This is a genomic window from Cognatiyoonia sediminum (assembly GCF_900129845.1).
GTDB classification, from domain to species: Bacteria; Pseudomonadota; Alphaproteobacteria; order Rhodobacterales; family Rhodobacteraceae; genus Cognatiyoonia; species Cognatiyoonia sediminum.
Genome location: NZ_FQXB01000003.1, coordinates 94,937 through 105,731 on the forward strand (window position 1 = coordinate 94,937; position 10,795 = coordinate 105,731).

Annotated in this window: 9 protein-coding genes; 4 read left to right on the plus strand and 5 right to left on the minus strand. The window is 53.8% G+C overall.

What is annotated here, in order from left to right; genetic code table 11:
- Positions 1-4 precede the first annotated feature (4 nt).
- Positions 5-1,225 (plus strand): argininosuccinate synthase, encoded by a 1,221-nt coding sequence (locus BUA85_RS10920; RefSeq protein ID WP_072901055.1) that lies wholly within the window; start codon positions 5-7, stop codon positions 1,223-1,225.
- A 39-nt stretch (positions 1,226-1,264) separates the two neighbouring features.
- Positions 1,265-1,546 carry a GNAT family N-acetyltransferase gene (locus tag BUA85_RS10925; RefSeq protein WP_083526256.1) on the plus strand — a complete coding sequence of 94 codons (282 nt, stop codon included), beginning with the start codon at positions 1,265-1,267 and terminating at the stop codon, positions 1,544-1,546.
- 137 nt (positions 1,547-1,683) lie between these two features.
- On the opposite strand, the gene BUA85_RS10930 is transcribed toward BUA85_RS10925, so the two are convergent.
- Positions 1,684-2,379, minus strand: a complete 696-nt coding sequence (locus BUA85_RS10930; protein WP_072901058.1) for a sulfotransferase-like domain-containing protein — start codon at positions 2,377-2,379, stop codon at positions 1,684-1,686.
- Positions 2,380-2,514: 135 nt separating this feature from the next.
- Between BUA85_RS10930 and msrA the strand changes: the two genes are divergently transcribed.
- On the plus strand, positions 2,515-3,177 hold the full coding sequence (gene msrA, locus BUA85_RS10935; RefSeq protein ID WP_072901061.1) for a peptide-methionine (S)-S-oxide reductase MsrA: 663 nt from the start codon (positions 2,515-2,517) through the stop codon (positions 3,175-3,177).
- Here the strand turns inward: msrA and BUA85_RS10940 are convergent.
- Together BUA85_RS10940 and BUA85_RS10945 are read right to left on the minus strand one after the other, a co-directional pair.
- On the minus strand, positions 3,174-4,049 hold the full coding sequence (locus tag BUA85_RS10940) for a ribokinase (protein WP_072901063.1): 876 nt from the start codon (positions 4,047-4,049) through the stop codon (positions 3,174-3,176). The genes msrA and BUA85_RS10940 overlap by 4 nt on opposite strands.
- 3 nt (positions 4,050-4,052) lie before the next feature.
- Positions 4,053-6,308: an NADP-dependent malic enzyme gene (locus BUA85_RS10945; RefSeq protein ID WP_072901065.1), complete on the minus strand. Its 2,256-nt coding sequence runs from the start codon at positions 6,306-6,308 to the stop codon at positions 4,053-4,055.
- A 124-nt stretch (positions 6,309-6,432) separates the two neighbouring features.
- On the opposite strand from BUA85_RS10945, the gene mutS reads away from it, so the two are divergent.
- Positions 6,433-9,066, plus strand: coding sequence for a DNA mismatch repair protein MutS (mutS, locus tag BUA85_RS10950; protein WP_423219903.1), 2,634 nt, complete (start codon positions 6,433-6,435; stop codon positions 9,064-9,066).
- Here mutS and BUA85_RS10955 read toward each other — a convergent pair.
- A complete protein-coding gene (locus BUA85_RS10955) occupies positions 9,063-9,617 on the minus strand; it encodes a nucleotide exchange factor GrpE (RefSeq protein ID WP_072901067.1) in 555 nt (184 codons plus the stop codon). The genes mutS and BUA85_RS10955 overlap by 4 nt on opposite strands.
- Before the next feature lie 11 nt (positions 9,618-9,628).
- Complete coding sequence (hrcA, locus tag BUA85_RS10960; protein ID WP_072901069.1) at positions 9,629-10,693, minus strand: heat-inducible transcriptional repressor HrcA; 1,065 nt, start codon at positions 10,691-10,693, stop codon at positions 9,629-9,631.
- Between the last annotated feature and the right edge of the window lie 102 nt (positions 10,694-10,795).

Below are 10,795 nucleotides of genomic sequence, written 5' to 3' on the forward strand. Positions count from 1 at the left end.
GAACATGTCCGCACCTAAGAAAGTCGTGCTTGCCTATTCTGGCGGGTTGGATACCTCGATCATTTTGAAGTGGCTACAAACCGAATACGGGTGCGAAGTTGTCACATTCACAGCCGATCTAGGGCAGGGTGAAGAGCTTGAGCCTGCGCGCGCCAAAGCAGAAATGATGGGCGCGAAAGCGATCTATATCGAAGACTTACGCGAAGAGTTCGTGAAGGATTTCGTGTTCCCAATGTTCCGTGCAAATGCCCTTTATGAGGGTCTATATTTGCTGGGTACATCAATCGCGCGTCCGCTGATTTCCAAACGTTTGGTTGAAATTGCCGAAGCTGAAGGCGCGAATGCCGTTGCGCATGGCGCGACCGGAAAAGGCAATGATCAAGTGCGGTTCGAATTGGCGGCATATGCGTTGAATCCAGACATCAAAGTGATCGCGCCTTGGCGGGATTGGGATCTGACAAGCCGGACGAAGTTGTTGGAGTTTGCAGAGCAGAACCAAATTCCTGTGGCCAAAGACAAGCGCGGTGAAGCACCGTTCAGCGTTGACGCGAACCTGCTGCACACCTCTTCCGAAGGCAAAGTTTTGGAAGATCCGGCGGAGATGGCACCAGATTACGTCTATCAGCGCACCGTAAACCCTGAAGACGCGCCAAATGAAGCAGAGTACATCGAAATCACTTTCGAAAAAGGTGACGCGGTTGCGATCAATGGCGAAGTAATGTCGCCCGCAACGATCCTCACGAAGCTGAACGAACTTGGCGGCAAACATGGCGTTGGCCGCTTGGATTTGGTCGAAAACCGCTTTGTTGGGATGAAGTCGCGGGGCATCTACGAAACGCCTGGCGGAACCGTTCTGCTGGAAGCGCACCGTGGGATCGAGCAGATTACGCTCGATAGCGGCGCAGGCCACCTGAAAGATAGCATCATGCCGCGCTATGCGGAACTGATCTACAACGGTTTCTGGTTCAGTCCAGAGCGCGAAATGCTGCAAGCACTGATCGACAAGAGCCAAGAGCATGTCTCCGGCACCGTTCGGATCAAGCTTTACAAAGGCTCTGCCACAACTGTCGCACGTTGGTCAGATCATTCGCTCTATTCAGAGGCCCATGTGACGTTCGAGGATGACGCTGGTGCTTACGATCAAACAGATGCGAAGGGCTTCATCCAGTTGAACGCGTTGCGTTTGAAGCTGCTGGCTGCAAGGGATCGCCGGCTGAAGGGTTAAGATGGACGTTAAGCTAATACCGATCACAGGCGCAGACGTTTGCCGTTGGAAAAGATCACGGTCACTGATGAACAGGATCGGTTTGTAGCGCCAAATCCAATCACTATTGCGCAAGCTCGTTTTGAGAAGGGTGCGTATGATTTTTGTATTTGGGATGGCAACCGCCGCGTCGGTTTGATCGCGCTCATCGACATGTCAGAGCACGACGATCTCGACGAAATCGATGATCCTAACGCAGCCTATGTTTGGCGTTTGTTGATTGGACAAGACCATCAGGGCAAAGGCTACGGCAAAGCAGCTATGCATTTGGCCGAAGACTGAGCAAAGATGCGTGGTTGTCCATTGGTACAAATCCAAGCCGTCGAAGATAACGACGCTGCAATTGGATTGTATGAGTCGCTCGGTTACGAAAAGACTGGCAAGCGGGCCGGTAAGGAAATCCAGCTGGAAAAGAAGCTCTAAACCTTCATTTTTGCGAGCTTCTCATAGATTGGCAATGCTTGCTCTAGCAATTCGACTTGATCCTCACAGTCAGGCAGTGGGCCCTCGGCACCGGCGAATCCGGTACTTTTATGAACTGCGTCATACCAATGTTTCGCCCAAACCCCGTCAAAGCGCCTTGGCCCAGCCTCCCAAGAGAGCATCGCGGGATCAAATTCGAGGCCGATTTCAGCACAGATCTGCTCTAGTTTTGATCTTGGATCTGCTCGGATATCCGCGCTGTCTACGATAAGGCCGCCAACTTTCTCATACACATCGAATTGCTGTTGGAAACCGATATCGCTTAGAGTTGCTTGCTCTCGCTTTCTGCCATAGCTCGCGATCACTCGGGCAGGGTGGCGTATGAGATGTATGTTCACGCATTCAGACGCCCAATCCAGGGGAAAACCATCGATCATATGATGCGGCATGTGCTTCATATAGAAGTGCGGTTTTTCGTCTGGAATAGACCCTAAACAGGCGTTTGCGACGCTAATCGGATCGGACTCGTGACTGGCAATGATTTCTTGCGCAAGCGGATGATCCAGACCCGTTGCTTTGAGGTAAGGCGCATAAAACGGCTCATCCCACGCGGCAAAATCTTCGCGATTGGCAAAACTGTACATCATGGCTGTCGATAGATTTCTTGGCCCGGACCACATCGCAATGCGCATTTCACCCTCCGTTTTTTCGGACGCTAGCTTCAAAGGGTGACTATTCCAAGCTGTAAACTTCCTGTGAGCTCACGGGTCAGTGAATTGAAATTTCAGCCGCTACTTGACCAGAAACGTTCGCAAAGGAGATGTGTTATGTCTATCAGCATTCAAACGACTAAAACTGCACTTCTGGCCGCCGGCATTACACTCGCCACAGTGATGTCCGCAAAGGACGCGCAGGCAGAAGATATTCAAACCACTGTTTTTGCAGGTGGGTGTTTCTGGTGCGTCGAATCTGACTTTGAGTCACTCAACGGCGTTGTTGAGGTTGTGTCCGGATATGCTGGGGGGTCCATCGCAAACCCGACCTACAAACAAGTGACAGCTGGCGGATCGGGTCATTATGAAGTGGTCGAAGTCACCTATGATGCAGATGTGGTTTCCTACGGCCAGCTCTTGCACGCATTCTTCCGCTCTGTTGATCCAACTGATGCAGGCGGGCAGTTCTGCGACCGGGGTGAAAGCTATAGAACAGCCATCTTCGTGGAAAACGCTGATGAGCGGGCAATCGCTGAACAAGCAAAGGCGCTTGCGGGTCAAGAGCTCGGTCAGCAAATCGTGACGCCTATACTTGATGCAGCAACATTCTACCCTGCTGAAACGTACCATCAAGACTACTACAAAGGCACATCAACCGTTTGGACGCGTCGCGGCCCAAAATCGCAGGCCAATGCCTACAAGTTTTATCGCGAGGCTTGTGGACGGGATGAACGCGTCAGTGAGCTTTGGGGAAATCAAGCTCTGTTCGCGAGCTAAGGCCTGAAGTCCCGAACTTCCGCTAGGTCGGGGATCACATCTGCGGTCCCCTGCCTTGTGACCATTAAAGCGCCAGCCTTTGTTGCAAGATGAATGGATTGATCCAGCGGCAGACCTCTGTCTAATCCGGCCAGGACGTAGCCGGTGAATGTATCGCCTGCGCCAGTCGTATCAATCGGGCTAACGGGGATGGCTTCAAACGAAGTTGGTTCCCAGTCATTTGAAGACGAATAGAGGTCCGCGCCATAACCGCCTTTGGTGACAATAACAGTGTCTATTCCAAGATCTTTTGGTTCTTTTCCCAACGAGGCGCGCAGTTGGCCCATCTCAATTTCATTCAGAATGAGAAAGTCCAAGTATTCAATCAAGGCCTCCACCGCATCCGCGTCGAAGGGTGCAGCGGCGTAGGCAACCTTTAGCCCAAGCTCACGTGCCATCCGTACGCCTTCAGCCTGAAGATTGGTTTCATTCTGACAGACAAACCAATCACCGACCGCCGCTTCCGCGAGTGCAGATTGAAGAGCATCGAGAGGAATCTGAACATTTGCCCCTTGGAATAGGATGATTGAATTCTCTCCGGACGAATCCACCGCGATGATCGCTTGGGCAGTTTCATGCGCAACTTCGGCAATGCTTCTGGTGTCGACACCGTATTCCAAAAGGCGATCTATAGCCCAACGCCCGTCAGCCCCAACAGCACCGATATGGCGGACATGCGTGCCTGCGCGCGCAGCGGCGACCGACATGTTTGTACCTTTACCGCCCAAGAACACTTGTCGATCGGTTGAGGCGAGGGTCTCACCCGGTGCTGGAATATGCGGCACAGAATAGACGAAATCAGCGTTGATAGAGCCTAAATTCCAGATCGTCATAGCTTACCCAACCCGACAAGCAGCAAGAACGGCCATGTTCATGATGTCGTTGACGGTCGAGACAGTTGAACAGATTTGGACGGGTTTATCGATGCCGGACAAAATCGGACCGATGACTGTGGCACCAGCCATTTCCTGCATCAGCTTTACCGAGATTGACGCCGAATGTCGGGCAGGCACGACAAGCACGTTGGCCGGGCCCGACAGGCGTGAGAAAGGATATTGCTCCATGGCTGCGGCGTTAAGTGCCACATCCACCGTCATTTCGCCTTCATATTCGAAATCAACGTTTCGCTCGTCGAGGATGTTTGGCGCGAGGTTCATTTTCTCTGCTCGTTCCGACACCGGATAACCGAAAGTCGAGAACGACAGGAACGCAACACGCGGTTCCAAGCCCAAATTGCGCGCAACTGAGGCACCGCGTTCGGCAATATCCGCAAGGTCTTTTTCGTCCGGCCACTCATGCACCAAAGTGTCGGACACAAGAACGATCCGACCATTGTGTAGCACCGCCGATACACCAACCGCGCCGCTTTGCGGCGTCGCGTCAAAGACGTGGTTTATAAGCTCCAACACATGCGCGGATTTACGTGTAGCTCCCGTGACCATCCCGTCGGCGTGACCATGTGCCAGCATCAAAGACGCAAAGACGTGCCTGTCCCGCGCGGCAAGGCGGTGAACATCGGCGGCGTCGAAACCTTTTCGTTGAAGGCGCTCGTATAGGAACGATTTGTAGTCTTCGAGATGCTCGGTATTGGCGGCGTTGACGACCTCTATCTCTTGGATTGCATCTGCGAGACCAAGATCAGTCAATTTTGCTGCGACATCGCCCTCGCGACCAACGAGTAGGGCCTTACCCAGACCAGAGCGTTGGTAAAGTACGGCTGCGCGAATAACACGGGGATCATCGCCTTCAGCGAAAACCACAGTCGATTGAGCCGAACGTGCCCGTGTGTTGAGATTTCGAAGGATCGACGCCGTGGGATCCATGCGCGATTTCAACGAAAGCTCGTAACCCTCCATATCCACGATCGGACGTCGTGCGACGCTGGTGTCCATTCCTGCCTTTGCCACTGCAGGGGGAATGCGATGGATCAATCGCGGATCGAAAGGCGTCGGAATGATGTAGTCCCGCCCGAAGCTAAGCTTCGTGCCATAAGCCATGGCGACCTCATCTGGGACGTCCTCACGCGCAAGGTTTGCGAGAGCGTGGGCACAGGCGATCTTCATCTCATCATTAATGGCGCGAGCATGAATGTCCAACGCCCCACGGAACAAGTAGGGAAAGCCAAGGACGTTATTGACTTGGTTGGGGTAGTCGGATCGACCCGTCGCAACGATAGCGTCCTCGCGAACCGCCTGCGCGTCTTCTGGCGTGATCTCTGGATCAGGGTTCGCCATGGCGAAAATAACAGGGTTTGGTGCCATGTTAGACACCATTTCTTGCGTGACAGCTCCCTTTGCGGAAACACCCAAAAACACGTCCGCGCCCTTCATCGCATCATCGAGCGAACGAGCTTCGGTGGATGCGGCATGTGCCGATTTCCACTGGTTCATACCTTCGGTGCGTCCTTGGTAAATCACCCCTTTGGTGTCGCACATGATGCAATTGTTATGCTTTGCGCCCATGGCCTTCAGCAACTCCAAACAGGCGATGCCGGCCGCACCTGCGCCGTTCAAAACGATCTTGACGTCCTCGATCTTTTTGCCGGACAGATGCAGCGCATTGATCAAACCTGCTGCACAAATCACAGCCGTACCGTGCTGATCGTCGTGGAAGACGGGGATGTCCATCTCTTCCTTCAAGCGCTGCTCGATCATGAAGCATTCAGGCGCTTTGATGTCTTCGAGATTGATGCCGCCGAAGGTCGGGCCCATCAGTTTGACCGCATTACAAAACGCATCAACGTCTTCGGTATCCAGCTCAACGTCGATAGAGTTCACATCTGCGAAGCGCTTGAAGAGGACCGATTTCCCTTCCATGACCGGCTTCGACGCTAATGCACCAAGGTTCCCAAGACCCAAGACGGCAGTACCGTTTGAAATGACGGCGACCAGGTTGCCTTTGTTCGTATAGTCGTAGGCCGTGCTTGGCTTTTCTTCGATCTCTTCACACGGAACTGCAACACCCGGCGAATACGCCAGCGACAGATCCCTTTGTGTGGTCATCGGAACGGTGGCCCGAACCTCCCATTTGCCGGGGGTCGGGTTGAGGTGAAACGCGAGCGCGTCTTCGCGTGTCATCTTTGAATTCTTCATAAAGGCCTCCCTGCACCGAGTTGCCATTTTGGGGGAGTTCGAAACAGGGCGCAACAGGTGGAATTTGCACTTTCGTCGCTAACATTGCGTCGGTACTGTGTTTTGAGGCGCTTCGGGGGAAACGATGGCAGGCAAATCGGGCAATGTGACGCCAATGATGGCACAGTATTTGGAGCTTAAGGCCCAATACGCTGATGCACTGCTGTTTTACCGGATGGGCGACTTTTATGAGATGTTTTTTGACGACGCGGTCGCGGCCTCGTCGGCTTTGGACATCGCGCTGACGAAGCGCGGGAAGTTGAACGATCAAGACATTCCCATGTGCGGTGTACCTGTTCATGCGGCTGAAGGGTATTTACTGACGCTCATCCGCAAAGGGTTCCGTGTCGCAGTTTGCGAGCAGATGGAAAGCCCTGAGGAAGCGAAAAAGCGAGGGTATAAGGCCGTCGTTAAGCGCGATGTTGTGCGGTTGGTGACGCCCGGAACCTTGACCGAGGATTCCTTGTTGGACGCACGGCGGCATAACTACCTTGCGGCCTATTCGGAGGTTCGAGATAGTGGCGCACTCGCTTGGGTCGATATTTCAACCGGTGCATTTCATGTGATGCCATGCCCAAGGGTGAGCTTGGGACCGGAGCTGGCCCGATTGAGTCCGCGCGAACTGATCGTGGTTGATGGGTCGGAGGCTGAGTTTCAGGAACTGGCTGACGACGCTGCGATTAGTCTCAGCAGTTTGGGAGGCGCTGCTTTTGACAGCACAGCGGGCGAAAAGCGCATGACAGCATTCTTTGGTGTTAAATCACTGGATGCTTTTGGGCAATTTGAGCGCAGTGAGGTCGCCGCGTTGGCCGCCATCCTTGAGTATTTGGAAATCACGCAGAAGGGTAAACTCCCGCTCTTGGGGTCTCCAGTGCGGGAGCAGCAGAATAGCGCCATGCAGATCGACGCGGCGACGCGGCGCTCTTTGGAGCTCACACAAAGTATGCAAGGCGGGCGGAATGGGTCGCTTCTCTCTACCGTTGATGCAACTTTGACGGCGGCAGGCGCGCGGTTGTTGGAGCGGCGTATTTCCAGCCCGTCACGGAATTTACAGACACTAATAAGTCGTTTGGACCCCGTTTCTTATTTTGTCGACCGCTCCGCCGACGGCGAAAACCTACGCGACTTGCTCCGCGCTGTGCCAGATGTGGATCGGGCGCTGTCTCGTTTGGCGCTCGATCGTGGCGGGCCGCGTGACCTTGCAGCCATTCGGAACGCAATTGGTCAGGCCACACATTTGGCGGATCGTATTATAGACGACGAGCTGCCTGAATTGCTGACGTTCGCGGCATCGTCTTTGGTAGGGCATGACGACATTCTTGATCTCTTGGATCAGGCGCTTGTGGCCGAACCGCCCTTGTTGGCGCGCGATGGTGGATTTGTCGCTGAAGGCTACCACGAAGAGCTCGACGAGATGCGCACTCTGCGGGACGAGGGGCGCTCAGTCATTGCGAAAATGCAGGCCGAATATGCTGAGCTTGCGGGTGTTTCGAGTTTGAAGATCAAGCACAACAACGTGCTCGGATATTTCATCGAAACCACGGCAACCCATGCCGAGAGGATGATGTCGGAACCTTTGAATGAAACCTTCATTCATCGGCAAACCACCGCAAACCAAATTCGATTCACAACTGTCGAGCTTAGCGAAATTGAAACGCGGATCTTGAATGCCGGTGGGCGGACGCTGGAGATTGAGAAGCAGATATTCGAGACACTCAAAGACACTGTTGTTGGGAATTCGGCTCAATTGAACCAACTTTCTGCGTCCTTGGCGGAGTTTGACATTGCGACTTCCTTGGCAGCCTTGGCGCGTCGAGAACAGTGGGTAAGGCCAGAGTTGGACAGCAGCCGCGCATTTGAAATTGAAGGCGGGCGGCATCCGGTGGTTGAGGAGGCTTTGAAATCGTCAGGCGATCCGTTCGTCGCGAATGATTGTTCGCTCACCGACGCGTCGATCTGGCTTTTGACCGGGCCGAATATGGCCGGTAAATCGACATTTCTGCGCCAGAACGCGCTGATCGCTGTTTTGGCTCAGGCAGGGTCTTTTGTTCCTGCGCAATCAGCCAAAATTGGCTTGGTTAGCCAGATATTCAGCCGAGTCGGTGCCTCCGACGATCTTGCGCGCGGGCGATCAACGTTCATGGTTGAGATGGTGGAAACGGCAGCGATCCTGAATCAAGCAGATGATCGCGCTTTGGTCATCTTAGATGAGATCGGGCGCGGCACGGCAACGTACGACGGGTTGTCGATTGCTTGGGCCACTTTGGAACACCTGCATGACGTCAACAGATGCCGCGCGCTTTTTGCGACACACTACCACGAGATGTCAGCGCTCTCGGCCAAATTGGACAACGTGGACAATGCGACTGTCGCCGTGAAGGAATGGGAGGGTGACGTGATCTTCTTGCATGAGGTGCGGAAGGGAACTGCCGACCGGAGTTATGGTGTTCAAGTGGCACGGCTAGCAGGGCTACCGCCAGCAGTCATTGAACGGGCAAAGGTTGTTTTGGAAGCTTTGGAGAAGGGCGAACGGGAAGGGGGATCGAATCGAAAGGCAATAATTGATGATTTGCCATTGTTCGCGGCCACTCCTCCACCGGTGGCGGAACCAGCCAAGGTGTCGGAAGTTGAGATCAAACTAAAAGAGCTTCTTCCGGATGAACTCACCCCGAAAGAAGCTCTGAATTTGATCTACGAATTGCGAGGTCTTGTCGACTAACTCGCTGGCATGGACGACACGCCAACTTGGGCAGGTCGGAGCAGGCGGTCGTGCAGCATGAAGCCTTCGGCCATAATCTCTAGGATGTCGCCGGTTTTCGTGCCTGGTACAGGCGCCTCAAACATGGCTTGATGGAATTGCGGATCAAACTTGTCGCCAACTTCAGGCACGATTGGCTCGATCCCATGCTTTTTGAACACGTTGAGCAATTCGCGCATCGTAAGTTCAACACCTTCCAACAACGCAGCATTGGCGTCGCCTTCAACCTCATCCTTGGATTTCAACGCACGGCGCATGTTGTCGTAGACTGGCAGCAAATCACGCGCCAGCTTGGAGCCGCCATAATTCTCTGCTTCACGACGGTCGCGGTCGGCGCGCTTGCGCATGTTTTCTGCATCAGCCAAAGCGCGCATGAATTTATCTTTGAACTCATCGCGTTCCGCTTCGAGTGCCGCGATCTCTTCAAACGCACCTTCGCCAGCCGCTTCCATCTCATCCGCTTCGGCAGCGAGTTCGTCCAAGCTCATCGGTTCAGCGTCTTGTTCGTTCATTTTGTCATCCTTTAGGAGCGGTCGGTGATGATCTTACCGATGCGCTGCGCGGTGTAGTTCACAATGGGGACAATACGTCCGTAATTTAGTCGAGTCGGGCCGATGACGCCAACGGCGCCAATAATCTTGCGGTCGGCGTTCATATAAGGAGAAACGACGAGAGAGGAACCCGAAAGTGAAAAAAGTTGGTTCTCTGAGCCAATAAAAATGCGAACGCCTTCACCTTCCTCGGTCAGATCGAGAAATTTGGCAATATCTCGCTTGCGTTCAAGGTCATCAAAAAGAACGCGGATGCGTTCTAGATCTGATTCAGATTCGTTTTCGGTTAGAAGATTTCCGCGGCCTCGAACGATAAGGCGTTCGTTGGTTTCGCCTTCGTTCTCCCAAAGGGCCATGCCACTTTCAACGAGAGTGGCGGCAAGGTTATCGATCTCTTGCCGACGCTGTTGGATTTCGCGGGAAATGATCCCACCAAGAGAAGACAACGTTTGGCCCTCTGCAATGGCATTGATGAAATTCGCCGCTTCGCGCATGGATGAAGGTGTCTGGCCAGCGGGAGGAGTAAAGATACGGTTCTCAACCTGACCGTCGGCAAAAACCAAAACGACCAAGGCGCGGTCCGCCGCAAGCGACACGAATTCGATGTGCTTAATTGGCGCTTCGTGTTTTGGCGTGAGGACGAGGCTCGCGCCTTGCGTGACGCCTGAAAGCGCGGAACCGACGCGGTCAAGAAGAGCTGTGACGTCATCCTCGCCGTCTGTCAGTGTTTGGTCGATTTTGCGACGATCTTCTCCGCTCAGGTCGCCAACTTCGAGCAGACCATCGACAAACATACGCAACCCGAGTTGCGTCGGTATCCGTCCCGCACTGACGTGCGGACTGTCGAGTAAGCCTAGATACTCGAGATCCTGCATCACGTTGCGAATGGTCGCGGCGCTGACATTCTCCGAAAGTGTTCTGGTCAGCGTGCGCGATCCGACTGGATCACCTGTTTCGAGATAGCCTTCGACAACGCGGCGAAACACTTCGCGCGAGCGGTCATTCATATCTTCAATGTTTGGTGTCTGATCTGACATTGTAAGAGAGGCAAATTTCGGCTGGTCAATTAAAACCAAGGGCGCGGGAAGGTCAATCGGGGTTGGTTTTTGAAATCAGGGCGCGTATGCCAAACGGGAACA